Source organism: Ensifer sp. LBL (assembly GCF_050435225.1).
Lineage (GTDB): Bacteria > Pseudomonadota > Alphaproteobacteria > Rhizobiales > Rhizobiaceae > Ensifer.
Genome location: NZ_JBNDJY010000001.1, coordinates 774,146 through 799,947, shown reverse-complemented (window position 1 = coordinate 799,947; position 25,802 = coordinate 774,146). Strand labels below are relative to the sequence as shown.

The following is a 25,802-nucleotide window of genomic DNA, read 5'->3' as shown; positions in this document are numbered from 1 at the left end:
ACATATTCGTTAAGAGCGAAGGGTCGCCTCCAGGGCAAAACAGGGGCGATTCGCATGATGCCAGTCCCATCGCTGCCGGTAACACTCCGGAATGTCCTTATGAATTCAATCGGGACAGGTGACCAATGACCAGCATCATGACCAACACCGCCGCCATGGCGGCTCTCCAGACTTTGCGTTCGATCAACTCCGACATGGCCGAAGTCCAGGACCGCATCTCCTCGGGCTATCGCGTGCAGACGGCCGCGGACAACGCCGCCTATTGGTCGATCGCGACCACCATGCGCTCCGACAACGCGGCGCTCTCCACCGTTCAGGACGCCCTCGGCCTCGGCGCCGCCAAGATCGACACGGCCTATGCGGCGATGAATTCCTCGATCGAGGTCGTCAGCGCGATCAAGAGCAAGCTCGTCGCGGCGAGCGAGCCGGGCGTCGATAAGCTGAAGATCGACAAGGAAATCTCCGAGCTCAAGAACCAGCTCATCTCGGCCGCACAGTCCGCATCGTTCTCCAGTGAAAACTGGCTCTATAACGCCGCGACGGCCCCCGTCGGCACCAAGTCGGTTGTCGCCTCGTTCAACCGTGACGCCAACGGCAACGTGTCGGTCACCACGCTCGACTTCGACACCTCGCAGTCGATGCTGATCGACAAGCAGAATGCGAGCCGCGGCATCCTGACCCGGAACTACGACGCGTCCCAGCTCACCTCTCCTCCCGGCACGGCAGGCGCACGCCTGTACCACCTGATCGGCGCGCCGGCGACGACGCCGATCGGCACGACGGCGGAAATCAAGCTGACCGCATCGACGACGCCTGCCGAAATGTCCGACATGATCAGCGTCGTCGAACGTATCCTCAACCAGTTGACGGATGCCGGATCCACGCTCGGCGCCATCACGAAGCGCATCGAGCTGCAGGAGGGCTTCATCGCCAACCTGATGGATACGATCGACAAGGGCGTCGGTCGTCTCGTCGATGCCGACATGAACGAGGAATCGACGCGGCTGAAGGCGCTGCAGACGCAGCAGCAACTGGGCATCCAGGCGCTCTCGATCGCCAACACCAATTCCGAAAACATCCTGCGCCTGTTCCAGCAGTAAGGCGCGGCGGCGGACAGCGGCCCGAAGCGGCCGCCGATCTGCCAAACTGAGCCCATCGCCCCGATGTGGGTGACGGCACTTTGAGTTCTGCCACGTCGTCGGTCACGGCACCCGGTGGAAACTGTTGGACCGCGCTAATTGCCCTGGCGCGGTCCAACACATTCATTTTCGCACAAGTTTGACCGAATAGCCTTCCCTCGCAGTCCTGTCGGATGACTGCCGGCCAAAATGACCTTTGCGCCGTCGCCTGCATCGGATCGTTCCGGGACCAACCGACCCCGGATCACGCCGATGTACGTCAAGAATGCTGGGTTCGCCGTATCCGACGGTCGGGCCCGAGGGAGACATGTCAGCAGTGCCAGGAGCAATGGAAGTCCGCGCCAGGGAGCGCCGCCTCTCAAGCAGATGGGGATCGCCGCGTTGCCGCAGGTCCGCTGCAGGGGGCCGGCCATGAGTGCAATGCTCTCCCGCTATCTCAAGGACTTCAGCGCGCCGAAAGTCGAGCTGTCGCTGATGCCGCCGAAATATTTCCCTGATCTGGATGCCGACTATGCCGATGGCGAACGCCTCGGCGCGAGACCCGCCATGCCGGAAATCGATATCGATGCGGAGCGCCGGAGGGCCTTTGCCGAAGGCCGGGCCGAGGCGACCGCGGAACTGGTGTTTGAACACGAAAAGCAGATTGCCGAACTCCAGGCGGCGCACGCGGCCGAACTCGAGGCGCTGACGCGGCGCTTCGAGGAGGAAACCGCGAACCGTTTGGCGCAGCGCATCGACGAAATGACCGAAGGGCTTGCTGTCGCACTCGGCGATCAGGCCGCTCGCGTGCTTGCACCGGTCATGGGCGATGCCCTCATGCAGCGCGCCGTTGCCGATATGGCGCAGATGTTGCGCCAGGGCCTTGTGGCCGGCGAAGGCTGCACCATCGTCGTCAAGGGCCCGGCGTCTCTCTTCGAGGCGCTGAAGCGCCAGCTCGGAGAAGACTTGCCGTCCCTGCGGCACGTCGAATCCGACGATGTCGATCTCGCCGTCGAGATGGATGGCACCATCCTCGTGACGCGCATGGCCGCCTGGGCCGATACAGTTCGGAAAGTTCTCGCATGAGCGACGAAAACCACCACAACGGCAAGCACGAGATCATCATCGTCAAGCGCCACAGCGGCAGCCATGACGGCCACCATGGCGGCTCCTGGAAGATCGCCTATGCCGACTTCATGACCGCAATGATGGCCTTCTTTCTCGTGATGTGGCTGATCAATGCCGCCAACGAAGAGACGAAGGCGGCGATCGCTTCCTATTTCAACCCGGTGCAATTGACCGACCAGAAGCCGGCCGAACGTGGCTTGAAGGACCCGGCCAAGGATGCGCAGGGCGAAGAAACGCAGCAGCGTTCGAAGGTCGATGGCGAGCAGGACAAGTCCGGTGGCTCGGCCAAGACCGGCGATCAGCTGACGGCGACGTCGGGCGAAGAGACGAAGTATTCCGACGCTGACTTCTTCGAAAACCCCTATTCGGTGCTTTCCGAAATCGCGCGCGAGGTCGGCCAGCAGGCCAACATCAGCGTCAAGGGTGAGGGCGGTGCGGCCCAGTCCGGCCCGGCCACCGGTGCCGATGGCGGCGAGGCCTATCGTGACCCGTTCGACCCGGACTTCTGGACAAAGCAGGTCGAAGTCAAGGACGCCGGCAACACGGCCGAAACCGTCGCTGCCCTTGCCGACAAGTCGACGGAGCCCGCAGGTGCGACGCCGACTGTCAAGAAGTCCGAGGCGGACGCGTCGGAACAGACGCCCGACGCGGCCGACAAACAGGCCGGCGACGGCAAGGACACAAATACGGGCGCTGGCAAGGACACGGCGGATGCCGCGGCCGGCGAAAAGCCGAAGGCCGAAACCGCCGAAGCCGACGCCAAGGCGCAGGCAGCCGAACTCCAGGCCGAGCTGAAGAAGCAGCTTGCCGGCGAGGCGGGCCAGCTGGCCGAGGGACTTGTCGTGACGCCTGCTGAAGGCGGCCTGATGGTGACGATCAGCGAGCGCACCGATGCGCAGATGTTTTCCATCGGCTCGGCCGTGCCGCAAAAGGAGCTGGTGCTGGCGATGGAAAAGATCGGCCATCTCCTGGCCGAGCGTCCAGGTGCGGTTGCGATCCGCGGCCATACCGACGGCCGCCCCTTCAAGGATGGCACCTATGACAACTGGCGGCTCTCCGCCGCCCGCGCCCAGAGCGCCTATTACATGCTCGTCCGTGGCGGCCTGAAGGAAGATCGCGTCAGCCAGATCAGCGGCTTCGCCGACCGGCGGCTGCAGATCCCCGGCGATCCCTACGCCCCGGGCAACCGGCGCATCGAGATCCTCCTGCAATCGGCTCCGGGTTAAGCGCCATGCTGAGACGACTGCGAACCGCTCTGATGGCCTGCTGCGTGCTGGCGACCCCCATTGCAACGGGGGCTGCCAGGGCGAACGATATCGAGGAGCTCGCACCCTTCAAGATGATCCGGTCTCTGCAATATGTGCAGGACTCGGTCGTCCTTGGCGACCATTCGGCGATCGAAATGCAGCGTTTCATGCTGGGCGCGATCGACAAGCGCCTGCGTGCGGCCGATGCGACTGTCTTCCGTGATCCGCGCAACGTCGATGCGGCGCTGGTCTATGCGATGAGCGGCGGCAATCCGGAGACGTTGAAGTACCTAGCTGATCATGACGTGGCCGGGAACTTCGATTCCCGCGTCACCGATGCGCTGACGCAATATCTGAACGGCAAGGGCGGCCTGATCGTCGAGAACCTGTCCAAGGCCGCGCCTGAATACCGCAGCGCCCGCATCGGCCCCTATCTCTACCTCATCCTCGGCAATGCGACGTCGCAGCAGGATCCCGTGGGCGCGATGAAGTACTACGACTGGGCCCGTCTCGCGGCCCCGGGTACGATCATCGAAGAGGCTGCCCTGCGCCGCTCGGTCTTCCTCGCGGTTCAGGCGGGCGACGCGGACAAGGGCTTCCGCTACGCGCTGACCTATGCCCGGCGCTACCTGACGTCTCCCTATGCCAGCCAGTTCGCGGATGTCTTCGTCGAACTTGCCGTTGCCCATTTCGATGGCGAAGCGCAGGGGCGGATCTCGGAGATCCTCGGTTTCATGGATGCGCCGCGCCAACGCGAAGTCTTCCTTCGCGTCGCTCGTCGCGCGGCGATCGCCGGCAAGCAGGAGCTTGCGAAGCTCGCCTCTGAGCGCGCCGAGGCGCTCGGCGCTGACGGTGCAGCGCAGCCGAAGCTGCTCGCCAGCTTCTATGCCGGATTGGCTTCGGTGCCCTCCAACGACGTCTTCGCCGCGACGGCAAGCCTGGCGGCGATTTCAGACGCGGAGCTTTCGCCGCGCGACCGCGCCCTGCGCGACGCTGCAAAGGCGGTTGCGGACGCCGTCGTACGGCGACCTGCCGGTGAAAGCCTCACGCAAGCGTTTGCGTCTAAACCCGATAGACCGGTTGAAGCGAATGCGTCGGCCGCAAGCGAGGAAACTGGCAGCGGTATGAGCCCCTTTGGAAGCGGGCAGGCCCCGGTGGTAGCGCCGACGACCGTGGCTGCATCCGGCGCTGACGAGGTGGCGGACCCGGAGCACGATGGCTTCGTGGCGAAAGGACGATCGAAGATCGACGAGATCGACGCTCTCCTCAAGGGAGATGACAAATGAGGGCTGAGGACACTCTGCGCATGCCTCCGGCGCCTGTCGGCACGGGAAGCGGACGAACGGGCGGCAAGGAACAGGCCGGTGGTGCATCGGCCGGTGCGTTTGAAGATGCCGTGGCCAATGCGGGGCGACAGAAAAACAACGATCAGCCGGGTTCAGGCAAGGGTGGCAACGACGCCGCTGCCGGCAGCGACGCGGAGGCGGGAGCCTTGATCGACAAGGACAATATTGCCAAGACCGCAGGCAGGGCCGTGACACGCAGCATCAGCCTCGGTCGCAACGAACAGTTTGACGAGCACGCGTTGCGCGACCATTTCCAGATGGCCGAGCGCGGTGTCGGCGGCAAACGTGCCATCGACAAGGCCGATCCGGCCAAGACGGCTGCCGTGTCCGACGATCTGGCGCAAGTGGTGGCTGATGACGAACTCGCCGAGCGGATTGCTGCGCTGACGAAGGGCCTTGGCAAGGCGTCGGCAGATCGCACCGCGGTCGATAGCGACGCCAACGCTGGCGGCGAGGGTGCAGAAGCCAAGCAGACAAAGACGGCGATGGACGATCTGCTGACGCTGCTGGGCGGCGCCCAGACGGCACAGCCTCAGGGACAGACGGCGGCCGCGCGTCAGGCCGCGGACGGCCAGATTGAAGCTGCGGCGCCCGTTGCCGGCGGCAGCGAGCATGGCGCGAAAGCCGAGGCACAGGCGGGCGAGAACGACCCCGACCGGCTCTTCCGCTTCGCCCGGGCTGACGGCAAGGGACAGGCCGTTTCCATGAGCCTCTCGAAGGACGGTGATGCGGCGTTCGACGCTGCCCGTTCGCAAGGCTCCGCCAAGGTCGAGAATGTCACCGTGCTCGAGGCCCGGCGTTATCTCGGCATCTCGATGAGCCCGAACACCAGCGCCGTGGCAGACGCCATCGCCGGTGAGGCCACCACTTCCTTGCAGCCAAGTGCTGCGCTCGGTCAGCCGGGCGCGTGGACGCAGGCCGGCAAAACGCTCAACACCCTGAAGATCCAGCTTCACCCGATCGAGCTTGGCCTCGTCACAGCCACGCTGCGCCTGAAGGATGACGAACTGCAGGTCGAACTGAAGGTCGAGAACAGCGACGCCTTCCGGCAGTTGCGCGATGATCAGAACGACTTGGTCAAGGCGCTGCGTGCTCAGGGCTTTGCGGTCGATCAGGTGAACATCGTGTTCAACTCCGGCGGCGACACGTCGTCCGGCGGCGGCTCGCAGGCCCAGGCCCAAGCCCAGGCCGGGCAGCAGGGCCGAGAGCGCGCCGATGGCAACGGCCAGGGACGACAGCAGCGACAGGACGACAGCCAGTCTTCGGCGGCGGAAAGGTGGGTTGGCAATGGCGGGACGGACGATGCGGCTGCCGGCACTGAGCGCTCTCGTACTGGTCACGTCTACATGTAGCGCTTTTGCCAGCGCGGACGCAGGCGTCTGCGAGCGCGAGATCATCAGCGCAGCGGCGAAGTACGATATCCCGGCCGGGATCCTCTATTCGGTCGGGTTGACCGAAACCGGCCGCAAGGGATCGCTTCAACCCTACGCGATGAACATCGAAGGCAAGGCCTATTTCGGCAGCAGCGAGCAGGACGTTCTAACCCAGTTCGGCAACGCCCGGGCACAGGGTGCCAAGCTTATCGATCTCGGCTGCATGCAGATCAACTATTACTTCCATGGCGAGCATTTCAGTTCGCCGCAGGAGATGCTTGACCCGCGCAAGAATGTCGAATATGCCGCGCGCTTCCTGGCCAATCTCCACGCGAGGCACGAGACCTGGACGATGGCCGTTGCGCGCTATCACGCGGGCCCGAATAACGACCCGGCGCAGAAGAAATATGTCTGCCGGGTGATCGCGAATCTCGTCGCGACCGGCTACGGCAAGTGGACGCCGAACGCCACGCAGTTTTGCCAATAAACAACCAAAGATAGTATTTTGACATTGCAACCCGCATTGTGGCGAGAATGCGCGGACAATGTGACCGCAAGCGATTTGTCGTAGTCCGTTAACTTTTCCACATTATTTTAGTGCCGCTTCGGCGTGGGTGCTACTAGATATAGATCAAATCGGCGAAACATGGTTAATCAATTATTAATTCCACCCAGTAACTTCCTCTAGTTGTTCATGAATCCCTCGATTCGTACCTCTCAATCAGTGCGGAGCCATACTGATTCGGAGGCGGGCGAATGATCGTAGTGGTTGATGAAAGAGAGCTGGTGAAGGACGGGTACACGTCCCTCTTCGGACGTGAAGGTATTCCCTCGACGGGTTTCGATCCCAGGGAGTTTGGAGAGTGGGTAAACGCGGCTGCCGATTCGGATATCGATGCCGTGGAAGCTTTCCTGATCGGGCAGGGCGACACCACCTTCACGCTGCCGCGGGCCATCCGCGATCGCTCGATGGCACCGGTCATCGCGATGAGCGATACGCCGTCCCTCGAAAACACGCTTGCACTCTTTGATTGCGGCGTCGACGACGTCGTTCGCAAGCCTATCCACCCCCGCGAAATCCTTGCCCGCGTCGCGGCGATCCGCCGGCGCCTGAAGGCGATCGCCAACTTTACCGACATCGGTCCGATCCGCGTTTTTGCCGACGGCCGTGATCCGGAAATCAACGGCGATGTGTTCGCCCTGCCGCGCCGCGAGCGCCGCATTCTCGAATATTTGGTCGCAAACCGCGGCCGTCGTGTCTCCAAGTCGCAGATCTTCAACGCGATCTACGGGATTTTCGACGAGGACGTCGAGGAAAACGTCGTCGAAAGCCACATCAGCAAACTGCGCAAGAAACTGCGCAAGAAGCTCGGCTTCGATCCGATCGATTCGAAGCGTTTCCTTGGCTACTGCATCGACTGGAACTGAGCGCCACGCCAATGGGCGGGCACTGAACCAAGACAGGTTCACGCAAGGCCCGCTTCCTAGTGTCGCCGTAACAAGGAAATGAGGATCCGAAATGAGTCTCTATGGCAGCATGAGAACGGGTGTGTCCGGTATGAACGCCCAGTCGAACCGTCTGGGCACGGTCGCCGAAAACATCGCGAACGCCAACACGACCGGCTACAAGCGCGCCTCCACTGAGTTCTCGTCGATGATCCTGCCTTCGGGCGGCGGCAACTACAATTCCGGCGGCGTCGAAACGCAGGTGCGCTACAGCATCTCCCAGCAGGGCGGCACCAGCTATACGACGTCGGCGAGCGACCTTGCCATCAACGGCGGCGGATTCTTCATCGTTTCGGGCAATGGCGGTGAGAACTTCCTGACGCGTGCCGGCTCCTTCGTTCCGGACAAGAACGGCAACCTCGTCAACACCGCCGGCTTCACGCTGATGGGCTACGAGTACAAGGCTGGCGTCGATCCGACCGTCGTCGTCAACGGTTTTGACGGCCTGGTGCCGGTCCAGCTCAAGGACGAGGGCCTGGTCGCCGCCGGCTCGACCAAGGGTACGATGGAAGCAAACCTGCCGTCGGGCGCGGCTGTCAACGATCAATCGAAGACCTCGATGGTTGTCTACGACAGCCAGGGCAACACCCGCATCCTCGATTTCACCTACACCAAGACAGGTCCGAACGCTTGGGGCCTGAGTGTCGTCGACCGCACATCGGGCACTACAGTCGGTACCCAGACCATGACGTTCGACGCGGCCGGCAAGCGCATCGGCGCTGTCCCCGCGACACTCACCACGACTGCCATCAACAACCTGCCCGGCACCGGTGCCAACCTTGGCGCGATCACGATCGACACCTCCAAGACCACGCAGCTCGGCGGCGACTTCAGCAGCACCGGCGGTGGCATCGACGGCAGCAAGCCGAGCAAAATGTCGGGCTTCGAGATCGACAAGGAAGGCATCGTTTACGTCAAGTATGGCGACGGCAACCTCATCCCCAAGTTCCGCATCGCGCTTGCGACGGTCCAGAGCCCGGACAAGCTGCAGCCGCAGTCCGGCAACGTTTACTCGCAGGGGGCAGATTCAGGCGTTATCGTCACCGGTTTTGCGGGCTCTGGCGCTTTCGGCAACATCCAGTCCAAGGCACTCGAAAACTCCAACGTCGACATCGCCAACGAGCTGACTTCGATGATCGAGGCGCAGCGCAACTACACGGCAAACTCCAAGGTGTTCCAGACCGCCTCGGACCTGCTTGACGTGCTGGTCAACCTGAAACGGTAATTGAAAGAGATACGGTCCGCGTCATGTCGCTGTCCTCCGCAATATCCATCGCACAGCAGGCCTTCAGCAACACGGCGCAACAGACCGCGATCGTGTCGAAGAACATCGCGAATGCGGGCAATGCGGACTATTCGCGTCGCCTTGCCCTCTTGGGCAGCACCGGCAACGGTGCGCAGGTCGTATCCATCTACCGGGCACAGAACGAGGCGCTGCTCAAGCAGAGCATCGCCAGCATCGGCGAAGCCTCCGGCCAGGCGCGTCTTCGCGATGGCCTGGAACTCCTGAAATCGGCTCTCGGCGGTAACAACTACGAGACTGCGCCGTCAAAGCTGCTGTCGGAGTTTCGCAACAGCCTGCAGACACTGGCCTCGACCCCAGGCAACAAGACGATTGCGGCGGCTGCGGTCACCAGCGCCCAGGACCTTGCCGACTCCCTGAACAAGACTTCTGCCACCGTGCAGAACATGCGCGAAGATGCCGACAAGGAAATCGCTCTTGAGGTCGACAAGCTGAACAGCCTGCTTGCGGACTTCGAGCGTGTGAACAACGAGGTCAAGTCGGCGACTGCATCCGGCGGCGATGCGAACGATGCGCTTGACCAGCGCGACAAGATCCTGAAGCAGATTTCGGAGATCGTCGGCATCTCCACCGTTACGCGCGGCAACAACGATACGGTGATCTTCACCACCGACGGCACGGTGCTTTTCGAGAACATTCCGCGCCAGGTGACGTTCGCGCCCACAACGACCTATGACGCCACCGTCACCGGCAACAAGATCTTCGTCGACGGCGTACCGGTCGCCCCCGGAAGTGGCGCAGATACGACCGCCAAGGGCAAGCTTGCGAGCCTCGTGCAGCTGCGCGATGACATTGGGCCGAAGTTCCAGTCGCAGCTGGACGAGATCGCCCGTGGTCTCGTCGAGCTTTTCAAGGAAGGCAACCCCAGCGGGGTGCCGCCGGTTCCCTACCAGCCGGGTCTCTTTACCTGGGGAAGCGCGGGTGTGCCGGCTGCAGGCACCGTCGTTCCCGGACTGGCATCGAAGATCACCGTCAACGCTCTGGCCAAGGCCAACCCGCTTCTTTTGCGTGACGGCGGCTTCAACGGCGTGGTGTCGAACCCTGGCGGTGCGGCAAATCCGAGCCCCGGTTACACGGGCCTTCTCGACGGCTTCATCAACAAGATGGGCGAGAACATGACGTTCGACCCGTCGACCGGTCTCGACGGAACCAGCAGCCTGCTGAACTTCGCGACCGGGTCGGTCGGCTGGCTGGAGCAGACGCGAAAAACGGCATCGACCGCCGACGACAACAAGCGCGCGATGCTGTCGCGCACCCAGGAAGCGCTCAGCAAGCAGACCGGGGTCAGCATCGACGAGGAACTGTCGCTGCTGCTCGATCTCGAACAATCCTACAAAGCATCGGCCAAGCTGGTGAGTACCGTGGACGCCATGATGGCGGCCTTGATGGAAGCTGTGAGGTAATCATGAAGACGTCCTACGTTTCTAATCTGGCGATCCAGACCGCCATGCGCATGACGATTCAGCAGAACCAGATGGATCTGCTGAAGGCAACCCAGGAACAGACGACCGGTCGGCACTACGACGTTGGCCTGACGCTTGGCGCGACGGCTTCGCGCTCGCTCAACCTTCAGCGCGAGATCGACCGGCTGAACTCGATGAAGAGCACCAACTCGGTCGTAACCCAGCGCCTCTCCGGCTCGCAGGGCGCGCTGGAAACGATGGCGAAAGCGGCCGAAAAGGTGCGCGACACGCTCGTTACCTACAAGGGTAACGATGCCGCGAGCCAGCTGAAGATCCAGAAGACCGAGATCATGGGCGCGCTGCAGACCTTCACTGCGGCTGCCAACACGTCCTTCAACGGCGAGTTCCTGTTTTCGGGCATCAATACCGACGCCAAGCCCGTCGCCGACTACACCGCTACGTCTGCGGCAAAGACGGCCTTCGATACCGCGTTTACGGCGTTCAAGTCCGCCAATGGCATAACGTCCGACGACCAGATCACCGCCGCGCAGATGAAGACGTTCATCACCGGACTGGAAACCAGCTTCATGGATACCACCCCCGGGGGGTATTGGGACACCAACTGGTCGGACGCATCCAGCCAGAACATGACGAGCCGGATCAGCGCCAGCGAGGTGATCGAAAGCTCGACCAACGCCAATACCAAGGGCTTCCGGATGTTCGCCTTGGCGAGCGTGATCTCGGCCGAGCTGATGGACAAGAACATCACGCCTGACGCGCGTGCTGCCGTAGGCACCGCGGCGCTGGACTATGCAGAGCAGGGCATCGCCGCGCTCAACGGCGAACGCAGCCAGCTCGGTATCTCGGAATCGCGCGTGAAGAAGGCGAACACCTCGATCGACGCGCAGCTCAAGCTGGTCAACACGCATGTCGCCGATCTCGAAGGCATCGATCCGATCGAGACATCGACCCGGATCAACACGCTCAAGGTGCAGTTGGAAACGTCCTATACACTAACGTCGCGACTACAGCAGATGAGCTTGCTCAATTTCCTCTAGTGTGAGGAGCCGGACAAACATGAAGGATGTCTGAATGTACCAATTTTCCTATGCCGAGATCATGGAGGACGGCGTCGCCGACTCCAAGAATCGGGAACGGCAGGTACTCGATCGCTCGATCGCGCTCATGGAAGCAGCGAAACAGCAGAAAGGGTATTCGAGAGAGGCCATCGAGGCCATCTACTTTACCCGGCGCCTGTGGATCCGTTTCATCGAAGATCTGCGTGCTCCGGAGAACCAGCTGAATGAAGAGCTGCGCGCCAATCTGATTTCGATCGCCATCTGGATACTCAACGAGACGGAAAAGATCCGCAAACGCGAATCCTCCAACTTCCAGGGCATAATTGACATTACCACCATCATCAGGGATGGACTGAAATGAAGAGCACACTGCGTATCTCGCTGAAGTCGGGCGAACGGATTTTTGTAAACGGCGCGGTGCTGCGCGTGGACCGGAAGGTCGCGGTCGAGTTCCTGAACGATGTGACGTTCCTGCTCGAAAACCACGTGCTGCAGCCGGAAGACGCAACGACGCCGCTGAAGCAGCTCTATTTCATCGCGCAGATGATCCTCATCAATCCGGAAGGCGCCGAGCAGTCGACCGCCATGTTCCGCAAGTCGATCGTCATGCTCTTGAACTGCTTCAAGAACGAAGAGATCCTTGCCGAGCTGAAGCGTGTTGACGGCCTGGTGACCAACGGTCGCGCCTTCGAAGCGCTCAAGGCGATCCGCGGTCTCTACGCCATCGAAGACCGTATTCTCAACACGCAGGAAATCACGCCGGCAACGGTCGAGCAGATTCGCAAGGAGATCGCACCATGGCGGTAAGCGGCGTCAGCAACAACGGCTATACCCCGAACGTTTCGGCTCAGGATTCGGGCGGCGACGCCGCCAAGGCATCGCTCAACTACGAGAGCTTCCTGAAGCTGCTCGTCGCCCAGATGAAGAATCAGGATCCGACGCAGCCGATGGACGCGACGCAGCAGATCGCGCAGCTTGCGACCTTCTCGCAGGTCGAGCAGACGATCAAGACCAACAAGAACCTTGAAAGCCTGCTGCAGCGCACGTCGTTGAGCGAAGCGGACGCCGTCATCGGGCGCACTGTCACCAGCGAAGACGGCAAGACCACTGGCGTGGTTAAGGAAGTGAAACTATACTCTGACGGAATCATTGCGGTGCTGGATAACGGCAAGGAGCTTGTTATCGGCCCGGGCGTCAAGGTGAAGTGATAATTCCATGAATGAGGCGGATGCCCTCGATATCGTACAGGCCGCGATCTGGACCGTGATCGTGGCCTCGGGGCCCGCCGTTCTCGCCGCGATGATCGTCGGCGTCGTCATCGCCTTCATTCAGGCGCTGACCCAGGTCCAGGAAATGACGCTGACCTTCGTCCCGAAGATCCTCGCCGTCATGATCACGGTTGCCGTGTCCGCGCCCTTCATCGGCGCTCAGATCTCGATTTTCACCGACATCATCTTCTCGCGCATTCAGTCTGGGTTCTGATCCGCACCGCCGGCCATCGGCCAGCGACGCCATGAAACCCTCGCGCAAGCTTGGGCGGGTATCTCCATCTCTATAGTGGGGCAGCGCGTGTGAATGCTGCCTTGATCTCATGATGAGACGGAAGAGACATGGCACAACAAGCAGCGCTGATCATCCCGAAAGTAGCTCCGAAGGGCCGGGACATTGGCTTCGCGCTCGGGATCGTGGCGATCCTGTCGATTCTCTTCCTGCCGATCCCGCCATTTCTGATCGACATGGGACTGGCCTTCTCGATCGCCTTTTCGGTGCTGATCCTGATGGTCTCGCTGTGGATCCAGCGCCCGCTCGAGTTCTCCTCGTTCCCGACCATCCTGCTGATCTCGACGATGGTGCGCCTGGCGCTGAACATCGCCACCACCCGCGTCATCCTTTCGCATGGTCATGAAGGCCACGGCGCTGCCGGCGGCGTCATCTCCGGTTTCGCCAGCCTCGTCATGTCCGGCGATTTCGTCATCGGTCTGATCGTCTTCCTGATCTTGATCACCGTAAACTTCATCGTCATCACCAAGGGTGCGACGCGTATCGCCGAAGTCGGCGCGCGCTTCACCCTCGATGCGATCCCCGGCAAGCAGATGTCGATCGACGCCGACCTGTCGGCCGGCCTGATCGACGAGAAGGAAGCGCAGCGCCGCCGGCGTGAACTCGAAGAGGAAAGCTCCTTCTACGGCGCCATGGACGGTGCGTCGAAGTTCGTGCGCGGCGACGCGATCGCCGGCCTGATCATCACCGCAATCAACATCTTCGGCGGTATCATCATCGGTTATCTGCGTCATGGCATGCCGATCAGCGAAGCGGCCGACGTTTTCGTCAAGCTGTCGGTCGGTGACGGCCTCGTCTCGCAGATCCCTGCACTCATCGTCTCGCTCGCTGCCGGCCTTCTGGTATCGCGTGGCGGCACATCCGGCTCCACCGACCAGGCCGTCGTCGGCCAGCTCGGCGGCTACCCGAAGGCGCTGATGGTCGCCTCCGGTCTGATCATTCTTTTGGCCGTGGTTCCCGGTCTGCCGTTCCTGCCCTTCGCCGTACTCGGCGGCGGCATGGCGTTCCTGAGCTGGCTCGTGCCGCGCCAGATCGAGGCTGCCAATGTCGCGCGTCGCGCCGAAGAGGCCGCCAAGGTCCAGCAGACCAAGGAAGGCGAGCAGGATTCCGTCAAGTCGGTGCTGAAGACCGCCGAGATCGAGCTCCTGCTCGGCAAGCAGGTCTCGACCCGCCTCCTTGGTGCGCACCAGGAACTCGCCTTCCGTGTCGGCAAGATGCGCCGCAAGTTCGCCGGTCAGTACGGCCTCGTCATCCCGGAAATCAAGGTTTCCGACGACATCAGCATTCCGGACAAGGCCTACCATATCCGCATTCACGGCACGACGATCGCGTCCAACACGGTGCGCGTCGGCGAAGTCCTGGTGGTCACCGGCGGCGGCCGCCGGCCGAGTGTTCCGGGCGACGAGATCCGCGAACCCGCCTTCGGCATGCCCGCGGTCTCGATTCTCGAAACCTTCACCGAGGACCTGAAGCGCGAAGGCTTCCATCCGATCGACAACGTCTCGGTGGTGCTGACCCACCTGAGCGAAGTGATCCGCAACAACCTGCCGCACCTGCTGTCCTATAAGGACGTCAAGGTGCTGATCGAGCGGCTCGATCCGGAATACCGCAAGCTCGCCGACGAAATCTGCACCTCGCACATGTCCTATTCGGGCCTGCAGGCGGTGCTGAAGCTGCTGCTGGCGGAGCGCGTCTCGATCCGCAACCTGCACCTGATCCTCGAAGCGGTCGCCGAACTCGCGCCGCATGTGCGCAAGACCGAACAGATCGTCGAACACGTGCGCGTACGCATGTCGCAGCAGCTGTGCGGCGACCTTGCCGACAACGGCATCCTGCGCGTGCTGCGCCTCGGCAACAAGTGGGACATGGTCTTCCACCAGGCGCTCAAGCGCGACGCCAAGGGGGAGGTTGTCGAGTTCGACATCGATCCGCGTCACCTCGAAGAGTTCAGCGAGCAGGCGACGAAAGTTATCCGTGAACATCTCGATCGCGGCATGCCCTTCGTACTGGTAAGTTCGCCCGAATCTCGTTCTTATGTGCGCATGATCATCGAGCGCCTCTTTGCCACCTTGCCCGTGCTCTCGCATGTCGAGCTTGCCAAGGGCCTTGAGATCAAGATCATCGGCTCCATTTCATGATCACCGACCCGGAGGGCACGGTGCTGGCGCTGTTCGCGGCTTTCTGCCGGATCGGCGGCTGCATCATGATCATGCCCGGGTTCTCCAGCGCACGCGTTCCGATGCAGGTGCGGCTGTTCATTGCAGTCGCGGTGTCCATGGCGATCCTGCCTGTCATGTGGACGGATATCTATCCGCAGGTGACCGGCAAGGGGCACAGCTACATCTATTTGATCGCCGCCGAGACGGCGGTCGGCGCGGTCATGGGCCTTGTCGCCCGCTACTATGTCCTGGGACTGCAGTTCACCGGAACGGCGATCACCATGCTGATGGGCTTTGCCTCGCCGCCATCGTCGGACGTGATCGAAGATACGCCCGAAAACCAGGTGACCAGCTTGATCAGCTTCACCGGCCTGATGGTGCTGTTCATGCTTGACTTCCATCATGTGATGATCGAGGCGATCGTTCAATCCTATCGCGCCATGCCGATCGGCACGCCCTTCGATCCGCAAGGCGTGCTGATCACGCTCACGGATTCGCTGTCGCAGATCTTCATGATCATGCTGAGGCTCGCAAGCCCCTTCATCATCTATGGCCTGCTGTTCAACGTGGCGATCGGCATGGTGAACAAGCTGGCGCCACAGATCCCGATCTACTTCATCTCGCAGCCCTATTTGATCATGGGCGGCTTGTTCCTGCTCTATCTCGGTATCGCCGCGATGCTGCGCCTGTTCGGCGACGGTTTCGCGCTGGTCATGCAGGGAGGATAGCCGGATGAAAACCCGCTCGCAGAAACTCAAGCGGCTGGTCGCCGTCCAACGCCATCTCGAACAGATGGCGGAGGCGGATTTCGTCGAGATGGTGCGGCAGCGCGAGATCCTGGCCGAGACGATCGATGTCGTCGTCGATGCCATGGGCTCGGCGCACCCGATGCACCGCATGTTCTCCGGCCACTATTCCTCGCAGATCGGAAGGCTTGTGCAGAAGGACCAGATGCTGCACGGCATCCAGCAAACGCACGAGGCGCGCATGCTGAGAGAGCGCGCGAAAGCCGACCGGCTCGAGGAAAACATGAAGGAGGCCCGCCAGTCCGAGGACCGCGAAGAGGCCGACAATTCCATCTACGACCTGATCGATCAACACGTTACGGGCAACGCGCCAGCTTCCGGTAAGCTTGACGGGCGATAGTGCGTCATTCCCGGTTTGCTCCGATGGCGGAGCGGACCCGGGCCGACCAATGCCCAGGCTCGATTTTGAGAGGATTCGTCATGGCCATCTCTCCGCCCAGCGATCTGGTGATGGATGTCGTGCGCGCCGCCGACCCCGCCGAAGTGCAGGAAGCGCAGGCGCGGTTGAAGGCCAACCGCGCCGCGTTCAAGGCGACGAGTCTCGCGGAAAACGGCAACGGTTTTGCCGCTGCCGTCAACGTTCTGAACCTGTCGCCCGAAGGTTCTAGCGGCCTCGGCGACCTCAACAACCGCGTCGAACAGAAGAAGATTCCGGAAACCTATCGCAAGTTCGAGGCCATGGTGCTGCAGAACTTCGTGAAGTCGATGCTGCCGACCGAAAGCGAGAACGTCTTCGGCAAGGGCAACGCGGGTGACATCTGGAAGAGCATGATGGCCGAGCAGATCGGCGACGTAATCTCCAAGAGCGGTGGCATCGGCATTGCCGAACAGCTCGCAGGTGCCGAAGGCACCGATCGGGTTCAGGCATCGCTCGACGGCAACAGCCGAAACCTCGCCGCAAGCCTCGTGCAGGAATACGAGCGCAAGACGCTGACCGGCTTCTCGACCGACAACGACAAGAACAAGCAAGCCTAGGGCGGGGTGAGGGAACTGCTTGCAGTTTTCCATCCGCATTCCGCTCTAATTCATAGGAATAGATCGCTTGAGAATCCGGTCGATCCGACCAGAAATCATCGTGATCCAATTGGGAGTTGATTCATGGAAGCCATGGCATCCAATGACGTCCGGATCCAGAACGTGCTCGGCCGCCTGGAAATGATCCTCGACAACGAGAACAGCCGGATCGGCATCGACCCGGAATTCGATATCAAGACATCGAACGCCCACAAGAGCCGTTGCCTCTACGAACTGACGATGCTGCATCGTGACATGCTGCCGGGCGAAAACTCTTCGGCTTTCTCCTCGCATGCACTGCACCTGCGCGAGAAGCTGTCGGTCAATTCGCAGAAGGTCGAGGCCCATCTCGAAGCGGTTCGCGCCGTCGTCGACCTCCTGAAGACCGCCGCCCAGGATGCCGATGCGGACGGCATCTATTCCGAAGCGCAGTTCCGCTATAGCGATTTCTGATGCTGAAGCTCGTTTTCACCGGGATCTGGGTCTGCGCGGTCACGCTCGGATCGGTCTATTTCTCGATGCAAAGCGCCTCCGCGCCCGTCGTCGCTGACGGCGAGGCCGCGCGGCGCGCAGCGGAGCAATATGTTCCCGGTGAGATGATCACCATCCCGGTCATACGGGATGGTTCGGTTCAGGGCTATTTCCTGACCAAGCTTTCCTTCTCCGCCACCAAGGAGGGGATCAACAACCTTCGCGCGCCGCTGCGTCAGATGGTTACCGATGAGCTTTACGATTTGCTCGTCGGCTCGAAATTCATCGACATCGCCGACACCGGCACGTTCGACCTGCCGACGTTCAAGACGACGGTCAAGGACGGCCTGAACAAGAAGCTCGGCGGAGAGGTGATCACCGAGGTGCTCGTCGAGCAGCTCGAATATCTGACCAAGGAAGACGTCAAGCGCGTCGCCAACAGCCAGAACGTGCCGCGGCAAAAGCCGGTCCCGATCGTCGACAAGAACGGCAATGTCGCCGATGACAAGTTGCCGGAAGGCGCCGTGAAGGCAAGCAGCTCGCACTGACGAGAGCCAGAACGTCCGGCCGGGTTCCGCTCGGCCGCCGCCATCGGCAAGACGGTATCCGTCGTCAGTTCTTTTCCGGGGTGCGGTACTGCTCGTTGACAAGGCCGAGCTCCGCCATCAGCCGGCCGATTGCCACATAGAAATGGTATGACCCGGCCGCCGCCAACCCGCTCTTGTTCCACAGTTCCAGCCCACGCGGGATCGATGCGCCAAGCAGCGCCAGCGATTTGCCGAAGGTCCTGAGGCGGCCCTTGAAGCTGGGGTCTCGCCGATGTTCGAGCATCGTCGAGATCGCGCCGTTCCTGAGGCTGCGCGCCCTGATCCAGGATGCGCTGGTGCGGCGGGCCGGCACCGTCTCGGCAACCCAGGCATCGGCCGCCCAGGCAAACGAAAACCCTTTCGCCTTGCAGCGGCTGTAGAAATCCGCATCGCCGCCGCCGATAAAGTTGAAGGCGGGATCCAGGAAAGGTTGGGGCATCGCGTCCAGCACCCCGCGCGTGACGAGCACGTTGCCGGAGGAATAGAGGATGGGAACCGGCCCGGTCGCATCATAATGGGGCGTGAAGACCGGATGGCGTTTCCACTTCTGCCCGCCATCGCCTTCGAAAACCGGAAGCTGCGGGCCGCCGACCATATCGGCGCCGGTCGTTTCCTGTGCCGCGATGAGGCAATCGAGCCATTCGGGCGCTGCCACTTCGTCGTCGTCGATGATCGCGATCGCCTTGAGGTTCGGATAGGTCGCGAGCGCCGTCGCCCAGCCGGCATTGTAGGCGTAGCAGTTTCCGCGCTGGTGCGCGACGATCACGATCGATTCCGAAGGGTGCCCGAGGAAGAAGTCCTTGGCCGCCGCAGCCCCGGCCAGCCCGTCGGCATCGTTCTCGACGACGACCGTGGCGAAGGAGAGGTCAGGCCTTTGGGAAACAATGGTTTTTAGCGTCTTGACGACATGCTCCGGCCGACGGAACGTCGGCAGCACGACGACGAGTTCGATGTCGCCGGCGTCTTCCAGCTCTGTCCGGAAGTAGACGGAAATGTCCTGGCCGGTCGTCGTCATGGCGAAACCTGTAAAAGCAAAATTGCGTCGCAATACAGCAAATCTTCCTAAACAGATGCTGAACCCTGGCGGCAGTTTTTGAAAGGGGTCTTTAAGCGCTCCTTCATCCCATGCTGCTAATGAAGGCCGCAGTTCCATTCATGACGCGTGGCAAAATGCATCTGGTCCTGGTCTCTTCGCTCGTTCCCGTCGCCAATCCGGCGTCCGGTTTCGACATTGCCAACCGGGCGGTGCTCGACGGTCTGCGCGCGCTCGGTCATCGCGTCAGTGTCATCGGTTTTCTCCAGCCGGGACGCGTGCCGGCGCCCGATTGCGACATGCACCTGCTCGGCGAACTGGAAGTCACCAATGCCAAGGTGGGAACGCTGCAGAAGCTGAGCTGGCTCGCGACCGCCTTCCTCAACCGCACGACCGTCTCGTCCGGCAAGATGCTGGTGGTGTCGGCGAGCCGGATCCAGTCGATCCTCGAGAGCCTCGCTCCGTTCGACGGTCTCGTGCTCAACTCGGTGCAACTGCCGGCCGCTTTCCAGCAGGTCTTCCGCCCTTATCCGTCGATCTATGTCGCGCACAATGTCGAGGCGGATTCTGCCTTTGAGAACGCCGAGCGGGCCAAGGGTACGGTCGAACGTTTTCTTTTCCGGCGCGAGGCGCAGTATCTCGAACGCTACGAGCAGCAACTGGCGCAAAATGCCGTGGCCGTCTGGACGTTTGCGGAGGCCGACCGCTTCGGCTTCGGCCGCGCCGTCAGCGACCGGGCCTTCGTGCTGCCTCTGGTCACCGGTTGGGACGCGGCTGCGGTATCGGAGGAAACACCTGACCTCCAGCAGGACCTCGGCTTGATCGGGACCTGGAGCTGGCGACCGAACCGATTGGGGCTCGACTGGTTTCTCGCCGAGGTCGTACCGCATCTGCCGCAGGATCTTTCGATCGCCATTGCCGGCCAGATGGATGGCATACCGGCGGTTTCCCATCCCGGCGTTCGCTTCGTCGGGCGGGTACCGGATGCACGCGCCTTCGTCACGGAAAGCGCGGTCATACCGCTCGTCAGCCGGGGCGGTACGGGCGTGCAGTTGAAGAGTATCGAGACCTTCGAACTCGGCATGCCATCCGTGGCGACGCAGGCGTCGCTGCGCGGCATCGAGGCGCTCCCTGAGAACTGCGCGGCGGCCGAAGATCCGGCCGAATTCGCACGCCTGTTGGTCGACAAGGTCACCCGGGCGCGCGGCGGCGACCGCCAGCGCCTTGACGGTTCGGTCTTCCATCGCGCCCAGAAGGCAAAGCTGATGCGGGTCATGCGCAATGTGCTGGCCGGCCTCGCCCCCAGCGCCGCGGTCGAGGCGCCCTCTGTCCCGCCCGAACTGAAGGTCCATGACGGGGGACGGTCGTGACCAAGACGACCGCCGGCGCGAACGCCGCCCTGTCCAGGCGCCTCATCCTGGGCATGCCGGTGGTCGATTTCGATTGGGAGGGCGCCTTTGCCTTTGCGGCCGACGCGCTGTCGCGCCCCGGCGGGCAAACGACGCTCGCCTTCCTCAATGCCAACAATGCCAATCTGATGATGCGCGACGGCGCGTACCGCGAGGTCCTCGGCCGCCAGGTCGTGCTTCCCGACGGTCACGGCGTCGATATCGCTTCCTACCTCTTCTACGGCAGCATGTTCCCCGCCAATCTCAACGGCACGGATTTCGTGCCGGCGCTGCTGACCTTCATCGACCGGCCGCTTCGCGTCGCGATGATCGGCGCCCGTGGGAAAGTGCTGACGCGCGCGGCCGAGAACTTTCGCAGGCATGCGCCATGGCACGAGTTTGTTCCCGTTTCCGACGGGTTCTTCGATCGTGACCGCTCCGAAGAGGTGCTTGCCGATGTCCGGGCGCTGAATGCCGATATCCTGCTGGTGGCGATGGGAAGCCCCGGCCAGGAGAAATGGGTCGATGCCCATGTGGGGCCGCAGGACGCCCGACTGGTCATCACCGTCGGCGCGCTCTTCGATTTCGTCGCCGAGGCGTTTCCGCGGGCGCCGAAATTTCTGCGCCGGATGCGGCTGGAATGGTTCTTCCGCCTGGCGGTCGAGCCGCGGCGCATGTGGCGTCGCTACATTCTCGGAAACCCGCTTTTCCTGTTTCACGTCCTCTGGCACAAGCTGTCGGGGCGGGCGCGGGAAAGCGTCGCCGACAGCAGCCTTCGGACGGGAACATCGTGAACGGTCAGACCATGCGCACAGCCATTGTCACAGCGTCCTACGCCAATGACTTCGAGCGCTGCCGGCTGATGTGCGAAAGCATGGACCGCAAGGTTCAGGGCGATTGGAAGCACTATCTGCTGGTTGCCGATTTCGACGTGAAGCTCTTCCGGCAACTGGAGGGCTCCAGGCGCCAGGTAATCAGCGAACGCGATCTCCTGCCTTGGTGGCTGCATCCCATCACCGACCCGCTGTCGGGTGGCCGCCGGAAGCTGTGGCTCAGCCCGTTCGGCCTGCCGCTGCGTGGCTGGCATGCCCAGCAGCTTCGCCGCCTGGCGCTCGCGCGCCATATCGACGAGGCGGCCATGTTTGCCGTCGATTCCGATGTCGTCTTCCTGCGTGCCTTCGATCCCGCCAGCCTCTGGCAGAAGGAACGGCTGACGCTCTACCGCAAGGACGGGGCGATCAACGCGCATATGCGCTCCAACCACCTTGAATGGCTCGCCCATTCCGACCGGCTTCTCGGCATCGGCCCCTACACGCTGCCGGCCAACGACTATATCAACACGCTGATCGCGTGGCGCACCGATACCAGCCGCAAGCTGCTCGAACATATCGAGACGCTGCATGGCCGGAACTGGGTGAGGGCGATGACCCGTACCCGCGCCTTTTCCGAATGCACGATCTACGGCCGCTTCGTCGACGAGGTGCTCGGCGGGGAAGGGCACGTTCCCTCCGATGCCGCGCTCTGCCATGTGCTCTGGTTCGAAGACAGTTATCGCCAGGATCTCACTGGTCTCAGGGCGTTCCTGAAGGATATCGCACCGCATCAGATCGGCATCGGGGTTCAGTCCTTCGTCGGCCACGACCTCGACGATATTCGCCGGGCGGTGTTCGAACTCGCGGCCTGACGCTCCTGCTCAGATGACCCGATCGGTTGGTTTCCTGAGTGCCGAATAGGTCAGTCCGAACGACAGCGCGTAGAGGACCAGGAAGATCCCGTTGAGTGCCGGTGCCCAGGTCGCGACATCGGTCGTCGTCTGCAGCAACAGCACCAGCAATCCCACCTTGACGATGCCGGCAATCAGCAGGTTCAGCATGCGCCGCACCGTGCGGCCGGTCGCGTAGAGCAGTTCGGAATGATATTCGATCAGGTTGCGGAACGAGGGCACGAGCAGGATCATCGCCACGATCGGCGCGGCCGCCGACACATTGCGCCCGAGGCCATCGGGAAAGACCCACAGATAGAATGCCATGGCCGCGATGGCGGCAAAGGACGCAAGCGCCACCAGGAGTTCGATCGACAGCCGGACACCCCAGCGGGCGATCGCCTCGGGCGTTCGCATGATGCGCTGGACGAGCAAGGTGTTGAACGACCGCACCGGCAGCGCCGTCAGGTCCGCCAGCCGCATCAGGATGGCATAGAGACCGGACACCGCCGGACCGCCGATCGCAAGCACGGCGATCTTGTCGAACTCCGACTGGATGTAGAAGAGCACCTCGGCGCCGGCAACCGACACGGAATCCGCCCAGCGCCGGAAGTAGAGCCGGGGCTGCCAGCGCAGCCGCACACGCGGATAGAACCAGAAAAGAGCCACCAGCAGGCCGAGCGCATTCGCAAGCAGATAGAGGTAGGACCAGGCCTCGAGCGTTTTCCAGGGGAGCAATGCAAGGAGCAGGGCAGCACCGGTGCGGATCGCCGTTCCGATCACCACGAGCAAGGCGCCGCGCCCGAAGCGTCCGAGGCCGTTCAGCACGATGACGGCGGTCTCCAGCCCGCGCCAGCAGAGGATCTCGGCCATCATAAAGGCAGCAAAGGTGCCGGCCGCCATGTCGCGGGAAAAGAGAGCGAGGAAGGTGACCGCGCCGATGATTGCGATCAACGGCAGCGACAGGAGGGCGCCGACCAGGAAGCCGGCGCTATAGGTGCCGACCAGCAGCGGCTTGACGGTCGCGACACGATAGAGCGGCGACATGAAGCCGAAGGCGAGCACGCGCGATATCATGATGCCGGCGGCGGACGCGGTTGCGAACAACCCGAAGTCGGCGATGGCGAGCGTGTTGGCAACGGCGATGAAATAGACAAGCGACAGCACGAGCCGGCCCGCCGAGCCTCCGGTCATCGAGAGGTAAGCGTGGATGAGCGCCCGGTGGCGGAGATAAAGCGCTTTGACGCGATGAGGCACGGCCGACATTCCAGTAGCGCGTCCCCGGTTCGATGCCGATGGAAACGCTCTATCTCCTTGATATCTCACAGTTCCAAGGCCAGGGCTTGCAAAGCGCCGCCTGGAATTGCGCTCGTCCTTCCGTCATAGGCGGGAAAGCTTAATAAGGCGTGAGATCAGGCCCTTCGCATCCTCGTTTCCGCTAAAGTTAACGATTTGTTTTCCATGTTTCCTTAGGTTGGCTTCACTATTCGGAATTCGCCGTTTCGGCAGCCGCGGGATCAGTCATGTTCAACATCGACGACGAGAAACGCCCGGTTCCGCGTGCATCGTTGCTCGATTTTGCAGCAGAGGACACGCGCGATCCTGCGCGTGTGCGCGACAGGCGCACCGCCGACCCCACGGGTGAGGGCTCGTCCTTGCTTAGTCGCCCGTCCGGCTCCGGTGGATCAACCAATCACGCAGCGGCGCCGGATAAAAACCGCGCGAAAGGTCGTCAGGCGCGCGGCGAAACGGCACGGGCTTCAGGCAAGGCCCCGGTTGCCCGCAGCCAGGGACGCATCGGCGGCATGCGTGACAAGTTTGCGCGCTGGCTGGTCGATCGTCCGCCCGAGGGTGCCGTGCCGACGGTGGCTGCCGACGGGCAAGCGGCAGGCGATCGTCCGCTCGTTGATATCAAGACCGTGGTGCGCGCGGTCTGGCAGCTCCGCAAGATCATTCTCGCGACCACGGCGCTTGGCGCCGTCGGTGGCGTTTTGCTGGCGCTGTCAACGCCGAGCACCTTCGTCTCCGAAAGCAAGCTGTATGTCGATCCGCGCGAAGTGCGGCTGACGGATTCCGATCTGTCGAAACAATCGCTGGCAACCGAAGGCATTCTGGCCATCGTCGACAGCCAGCTCGAAGTATTGCGCTCGCGAACGGTCATGGAAAAGGTTGCAGCCAGTCTCGAACTGGAAAAGGACGCAGAGTTTGCCGGCAGGATGGCCGGTGGCGATGCGTCCGCGCGCGTCCTGAAGAATTTGGGCGAGGCCATTCAGGTCTGGCGCGATCCGAAAACTTTCATCGTCACCATTGAGGCGAAGACCAGGGATCCCGAGAAGTCGGCACTGATTGCCAACCGATTGGTGGACATGTTCCTCGGCGAGGAGACCGCCGCGCAATCCGGCTTCTTCCAGAAGACGACGGTTGCGCTCGACGCGCGCATCAAGGAACTGAAGGCCGAGCTCGATGCTGCCGAAAAGGCGGTCGAGGACTACAAGGCGGCGAACGATATCGTCGGTGCCGGCGGTGAGCTGATCGCCGACAAGCAACTCCTCAGCCTCAGCGACCAGGTCGCTGCTGCGCGCAACCGCATCGCCGAGGCGAAAGCCAAGGCCGATGCCTCCGGCAAGGTTCAGCTCAACGATGTCCTGACCGGCGCCTATCCGGAGGAAATCAGCTCGCTGGCGCTAACCGAGCTGCGCAAGCAATATGCGGCGACCAAGGCGCAACTGAGCGCGCTTGACGCGAGCCTCGGGCCGCGCCACCCGCAACGCATTGCCGTTCAGCAGGCGCTCGAGGCGTCGCGCTCCGAGATCGCCAACGAGTTGCGCCGCATCGCGGCCGCGGCCGGGACCGAGCTCGACCGCGCCCAGCGAACGGAACAGGATCTGGTGCAGCAGCTTGCCGTGCAGAAGGCCCGGCAGATCGATTCCTCGGCCGAATTCGTCGAACTGCGCGAACTGCAGCGGAAGGCGGCGGCAACTCGGGAAATCTACGAATCCTTCCTGAAGCGCGCCGGCGAAACGCGCGAAGAGGAAAAGCTGACCGCAAAGAACATCCGGGTGATCTCCAAGGCCGAGCCGGCGCTGCAGGCAAAGGGGCCCTCCCGCAAGATCATCGTGATTGCCGCCACCATGGCGGGCTTCTTTGCCGGCCTCGGCCTCGGCGTGCTGCTCGGCATCTATCGCAGCCTGAACGGATTGTTCCCCGCCGCCCGAAAGGTCGAGGACGACCCGGCGCCCGAGCCGCCGGAACCTGATGGCGGCCCCGAGCCCACACGGCGCTCACAGCCGCAGCCCGATCCGGCTTCGGCCAAGCTCGAACTGCCGCCGCAGTTCAGCCCGGCCGCGCACCATGCGCAATCGCTGAATGCTGCCTATGCCGTCGCTCGCCGCAGCGCGACGGCCGGTCCGGCTGCGGCCGAACCGGTGTCGCAGACCGTAGACGAGGATGATGCCGACATCGCCAAGGTCCAGGAAGGCCTTCGCGCTCTCAGGTCCCGGGTCGAGCACTATTCCCGCCAGAAGCTCGCGCGCCGTTGATACGACGGGAAGGCGGAGAGCATGCTCCGTTCGCCTTGCA

26 protein-coding genes are annotated in these 25,802 nt (G+C 62.5%); 24 read left to right on the top strand and 2 right to left on the bottom strand.

The window, feature by feature from the left end:
- Window positions 1-125: 125 nt before the first annotated feature.
- The 20 genes from OKW20_RS03845 (at window position 126) to OKW20_RS03750 (ending at window position 18,061) form a co-directional block, all read left to right on the top strand.
- Window positions 126-1,100: a flagellin gene (locus OKW20_RS03845; RefSeq protein WP_043624928.1), complete on the top strand. Its 975-nt coding sequence runs from the start codon at window positions 126-128 to the stop codon at window positions 1,098-1,100.
- A 450-nt stretch (window positions 1,101-1,550) separates the two neighbouring features.
- A complete protein-coding gene (locus OKW20_RS03840; RefSeq protein WP_429170288.1) occupies window positions 1,551-2,204 on the top strand; it encodes a hypothetical protein in 654 nt (217 codons plus the stop codon).
- Window positions 2,201-3,472: a MotB family protein gene (locus OKW20_RS03835; protein WP_205237089.1), complete on the top strand. Its 1,272-nt coding sequence runs from the start codon at window positions 2,201-2,203 to the stop codon at window positions 3,470-3,472. Before OKW20_RS03840 ends, OKW20_RS03835 begins: the two co-directional genes overlap by 4 nt.
- A gap of 5 nt (window positions 3,473-3,477) precedes the next feature.
- Window positions 3,478-4,779 (top strand): chemotaxis protein MotC, encoded by a 1,302-nt coding sequence (gene motC, locus OKW20_RS03830; RefSeq protein WP_429170285.1) that lies wholly within the window; start codon window positions 3,478-3,480, stop codon window positions 4,777-4,779.
- 110 nt (window positions 4,780-4,889) lie between these two features.
- Window positions 4,890-6,191, top strand: a complete 1,302-nt coding sequence (locus tag OKW20_RS03825) for a flagellar hook-length control protein FliK (RefSeq protein WP_429170283.1) — start codon at window positions 4,890-4,892, stop codon at window positions 6,189-6,191.
- Window positions 6,142-6,699, top strand: coding sequence for a transglycosylase SLT domain-containing protein (locus OKW20_RS03820; protein ID WP_034800733.1), 558 nt, complete (start codon window positions 6,142-6,144; stop codon window positions 6,697-6,699). Before OKW20_RS03825 ends, OKW20_RS03820 begins: the two co-directional genes overlap by 50 nt.
- Window positions 6,700-6,968: 269 nt before the next feature.
- Window positions 6,969-7,640 (top strand): transcriptional activator Rem, encoded by a 672-nt coding sequence (gene rem, locus OKW20_RS03815; protein WP_034800735.1) that lies wholly within the window; start codon window positions 6,969-6,971, stop codon window positions 7,638-7,640.
- Window positions 7,641-7,731: 91 nt separating this feature from the next.
- On the top strand, window positions 7,732-8,943 hold the full coding sequence (locus tag OKW20_RS03810; protein WP_034800738.1) for a flagellar hook protein FlgE: 1,212 nt from the start codon (window positions 7,732-7,734) through the stop codon (window positions 8,941-8,943).
- 23 nt (window positions 8,944-8,966) lie between these two features.
- Window positions 8,967-10,424 (top strand): flagellar hook-associated protein FlgK, encoded by a 1,458-nt coding sequence (gene flgK / locus OKW20_RS03805; protein ID WP_429170279.1) that lies wholly within the window; start codon window positions 8,967-8,969, stop codon window positions 10,422-10,424.
- Between the two features lie 2 nt (window positions 10,425-10,426).
- A complete protein-coding gene (locus OKW20_RS03800; protein WP_192447836.1) occupies window positions 10,427-11,482 on the top strand; it encodes a flagellar hook-associated family protein in 1,056 nt (351 codons plus the stop codon).
- Between the two features lie 34 nt (window positions 11,483-11,516).
- On the top strand, window positions 11,517-11,864 hold the full coding sequence (flaF, locus tag OKW20_RS03795) for a flagellar biosynthesis regulator FlaF (RefSeq protein ID WP_034800744.1): 348 nt from the start codon (window positions 11,517-11,519) through the stop codon (window positions 11,862-11,864).
- Complete coding sequence (gene flbT / locus OKW20_RS03790; protein WP_034800746.1) at window positions 11,861-12,310, top strand: flagellar biosynthesis repressor FlbT; 450 nt, start codon at window positions 11,861-11,863, stop codon at window positions 12,308-12,310. The genes flaF and flbT overlap by 4 nt, the downstream gene beginning before the upstream one ends.
- A complete protein-coding gene (flgD, locus tag OKW20_RS03785; RefSeq protein ID WP_034800748.1) occupies window positions 12,301-12,711 on the top strand; it encodes a flagellar hook assembly protein FlgD in 411 nt (136 codons plus the stop codon). Before flbT ends, flgD begins: the two co-directional genes overlap by 10 nt.
- Before the next feature lie 7 nt (window positions 12,712-12,718).
- The gene (fliQ, locus tag OKW20_RS03780) at window positions 12,719-12,985 is read left to right on the top strand and encodes a flagellar biosynthesis protein FliQ (protein WP_043624946.1); all 267 of its coding nucleotides are present in this window, start codon (window positions 12,719-12,721) and stop codon (window positions 12,983-12,985) included.
- Window positions 12,986-13,113: 128 nt separating this feature from the next.
- Window positions 13,114-15,201, top strand: a complete 2,088-nt coding sequence (gene flhA, locus OKW20_RS03775) for a flagellar biosynthesis protein FlhA (RefSeq protein WP_429170276.1) — start codon at window positions 13,114-13,116, stop codon at window positions 15,199-15,201.
- Window positions 15,198-15,950 carry a flagellar biosynthetic protein FliR gene (fliR, locus tag OKW20_RS03770; protein WP_043624952.1) on the top strand — a complete coding sequence of 251 codons (753 nt, stop codon included), beginning with the start codon at window positions 15,198-15,200 and terminating at the stop codon, window positions 15,948-15,950. Before flhA ends, fliR begins: the two co-directional genes overlap by 4 nt.
- 4 nt (window positions 15,951-15,954) lie before the next feature.
- On the top strand, window positions 15,955-16,368 hold the full coding sequence (locus OKW20_RS03765; RefSeq protein WP_043624955.1) for a hypothetical protein: 414 nt from the start codon (window positions 15,955-15,957) through the stop codon (window positions 16,366-16,368).
- A gap of 80 nt (window positions 16,369-16,448) precedes the next feature.
- Window positions 16,449-17,003 carry a rod-binding protein gene (locus OKW20_RS03760; RefSeq protein WP_043624958.1) on the top strand — a complete coding sequence of 185 codons (555 nt, stop codon included), beginning with the start codon at window positions 16,449-16,451 and terminating at the stop codon, window positions 17,001-17,003.
- A 123-nt stretch (window positions 17,004-17,126) separates the two neighbouring features.
- Window positions 17,127-17,495 carry a hypothetical protein gene (locus OKW20_RS03755; protein ID WP_034800762.1) on the top strand — a complete coding sequence of 123 codons (369 nt, stop codon included), beginning with the start codon at window positions 17,127-17,129 and terminating at the stop codon, window positions 17,493-17,495.
- Complete coding sequence (locus OKW20_RS03750; RefSeq protein WP_043624964.1) at window positions 17,495-18,061, top strand: hypothetical protein; 567 nt, start codon at window positions 17,495-17,497, stop codon at window positions 18,059-18,061. Before OKW20_RS03755 ends, OKW20_RS03750 begins: the two co-directional genes overlap by 1 nt.
- Before the next feature lie 64 nt (window positions 18,062-18,125).
- Here OKW20_RS03750 and OKW20_RS03745 read toward each other — a convergent pair whose 3' ends face one another.
- The gene (locus tag OKW20_RS03745; protein ID WP_429112417.1) at window positions 18,126-19,115 is read right to left on the bottom strand and encodes a glycosyltransferase family 2 protein; all 990 of its coding nucleotides are present in this window, start codon (window positions 19,113-19,115) and stop codon (window positions 18,126-18,128) included.
- Window positions 19,116-19,255: 140 nt separating this feature from the next.
- On the opposite strand from OKW20_RS03745, the gene OKW20_RS03740 reads away from it, so the two are divergent.
- From OKW20_RS03740 to OKW20_RS03730, 3 genes are read left to right on the top strand one after another with little or no spacing between them, the layout of a single operon-like run.
- Window positions 19,256-20,503, top strand: a complete 1,248-nt coding sequence (locus tag OKW20_RS03740; protein WP_429170273.1) for a glycosyltransferase family 4 protein — start codon at window positions 19,256-19,258, stop codon at window positions 20,501-20,503.
- On the top strand, window positions 20,500-21,315 hold the full coding sequence (locus tag OKW20_RS03735; RefSeq protein ID WP_429170271.1) for a WecB/TagA/CpsF family glycosyltransferase: 816 nt from the start codon (window positions 20,500-20,502) through the stop codon (window positions 21,313-21,315). The genes OKW20_RS03740 and OKW20_RS03735 overlap by 4 nt, the downstream gene beginning before the upstream one ends.
- Window positions 21,316-21,326: 11 nt before the next feature.
- Window positions 21,327-22,205: a DUF6492 family protein gene (locus OKW20_RS03730; protein ID WP_429170269.1), complete on the top strand. Its 879-nt coding sequence runs from the start codon at window positions 21,327-21,329 to the stop codon at window positions 22,203-22,205.
- 9 nt (window positions 22,206-22,214) lie between these two features.
- Here OKW20_RS03730 and OKW20_RS03725 read toward each other — a convergent pair whose 3' ends face one another.
- Window positions 22,215-23,489 (bottom strand): lipopolysaccharide biosynthesis protein, encoded by a 1,275-nt coding sequence (locus tag OKW20_RS03725; protein ID WP_429170267.1) that lies wholly within the window; start codon window positions 23,487-23,489, stop codon window positions 22,215-22,217.
- Between the two features lie 257 nt (window positions 23,490-23,746).
- Between OKW20_RS03725 and OKW20_RS03720 the strand changes: the two genes are divergently transcribed.
- Entirely contained in the window at window positions 23,747-25,762 is a 2,016-nt protein-coding gene (locus OKW20_RS03720) for a GumC family protein (RefSeq protein ID WP_429170266.1), read from the top strand.
- Window positions 25,763-25,802 lie beyond the last annotated feature (40 nt).

Excerpts from the sequence above, each read along its gene's own strand:
- OKW20_RS03845 (WP_043624928.1), top strand. The coding sequence starts at position 126 with ATGACCAGCATCATGACCAACACCGCCGCCATGGCGGCTCTCCAGACT.
- OKW20_RS03840 (WP_429170288.1), top strand. The coding sequence starts at position 1,551 with ATGAGTGCAATGCTCTCCCGCTATCTCAAGGACTTCAGCGCGCCGAAA.
- OKW20_RS03835 (WP_205237089.1), top strand. The coding sequence starts at position 2,201 with ATGAGCGACGAAAACCACCACAACGGCAAGCACGAGATCATCATCGTC.
- motC (WP_429170285.1), top strand. The coding sequence starts at position 3,478 with ATGCTGAGACGACTGCGAACCGCTCTGATGGCCTGCTGCGTGCTGGCG.
- OKW20_RS03820 (WP_034800733.1), top strand. The coding sequence starts at position 6,142 with ATGCGGCTGCCGGCACTGAGCGCTCTCGTACTGGTCACGTCTACATGT.
- rem (WP_034800735.1), top strand. The coding sequence starts at position 6,969 with ATGATCGTAGTGGTTGATGAAAGAGAGCTGGTGAAGGACGGGTACACG.
- OKW20_RS03810 (WP_034800738.1), top strand. The coding sequence starts at position 7,732 with ATGAGTCTCTATGGCAGCATGAGAACGGGTGTGTCCGGTATGAACGCC.
- flgK (WP_429170279.1), top strand. The coding sequence starts at position 8,967 with ATGTCGCTGTCCTCCGCAATATCCATCGCACAGCAGGCCTTCAGCAAC.
- OKW20_RS03800 (WP_192447836.1), top strand. The coding sequence starts at position 10,427 with ATGAAGACGTCCTACGTTTCTAATCTGGCGATCCAGACCGCCATGCGC.
- flaF (WP_034800744.1), top strand. The coding sequence starts at position 11,517 with ATGTACCAATTTTCCTATGCCGAGATCATGGAGGACGGCGTCGCCGAC.
- flbT (WP_034800746.1), top strand. The coding sequence starts at position 11,861 with ATGAAGAGCACACTGCGTATCTCGCTGAAGTCGGGCGAACGGATTTTT.
- flgD (WP_034800748.1), top strand. The coding sequence starts at position 12,301 with ATGGCGGTAAGCGGCGTCAGCAACAACGGCTATACCCCGAACGTTTCG.
- fliQ (WP_043624946.1), top strand. The coding sequence starts at position 12,719 with ATGAATGAGGCGGATGCCCTCGATATCGTACAGGCCGCGATCTGGACC.
- flhA (WP_429170276.1), top strand. The coding sequence starts at position 13,114 with ATGGCACAACAAGCAGCGCTGATCATCCCGAAAGTAGCTCCGAAGGGC.
- fliR (WP_043624952.1), top strand. The coding sequence starts at position 15,198 with ATGATCACCGACCCGGAGGGCACGGTGCTGGCGCTGTTCGCGGCTTTC.
- OKW20_RS03765 (WP_043624955.1), top strand. The coding sequence starts at position 15,955 with ATGAAAACCCGCTCGCAGAAACTCAAGCGGCTGGTCGCCGTCCAACGC.
- OKW20_RS03760 (WP_043624958.1), top strand. The coding sequence starts at position 16,449 with ATGGCCATCTCTCCGCCCAGCGATCTGGTGATGGATGTCGTGCGCGCC.
- OKW20_RS03755 (WP_034800762.1), top strand. The coding sequence starts at position 17,127 with ATGGAAGCCATGGCATCCAATGACGTCCGGATCCAGAACGTGCTCGGC.
- OKW20_RS03750 (WP_043624964.1), top strand. The coding sequence starts at position 17,495 with ATGCTGAAGCTCGTTTTCACCGGGATCTGGGTCTGCGCGGTCACGCTC.
- OKW20_RS03745 (WP_429112417.1), bottom strand. The coding sequence starts at position 19,115 with ATGACGACGACCGGCCAGGACATTTCCGTCTACTTCCGGACAGAGCTG.
- OKW20_RS03740 (WP_429170273.1), top strand. The coding sequence starts at position 19,256 with ATGACGCGTGGCAAAATGCATCTGGTCCTGGTCTCTTCGCTCGTTCCC.
- OKW20_RS03730 (WP_429170269.1), top strand. The coding sequence starts at position 21,327 with ATGCGCACAGCCATTGTCACAGCGTCCTACGCCAATGACTTCGAGCGC.
- OKW20_RS03725 (WP_429170267.1), bottom strand. The coding sequence starts at position 23,489 with ATGTCGGCCGTGCCTCATCGCGTCAAAGCGCTTTATCTCCGCCACCGG.
- OKW20_RS03720 (WP_429170266.1), top strand. The coding sequence starts at position 23,747 with ATGTTCAACATCGACGACGAGAAACGCCCGGTTCCGCGTGCATCGTTG.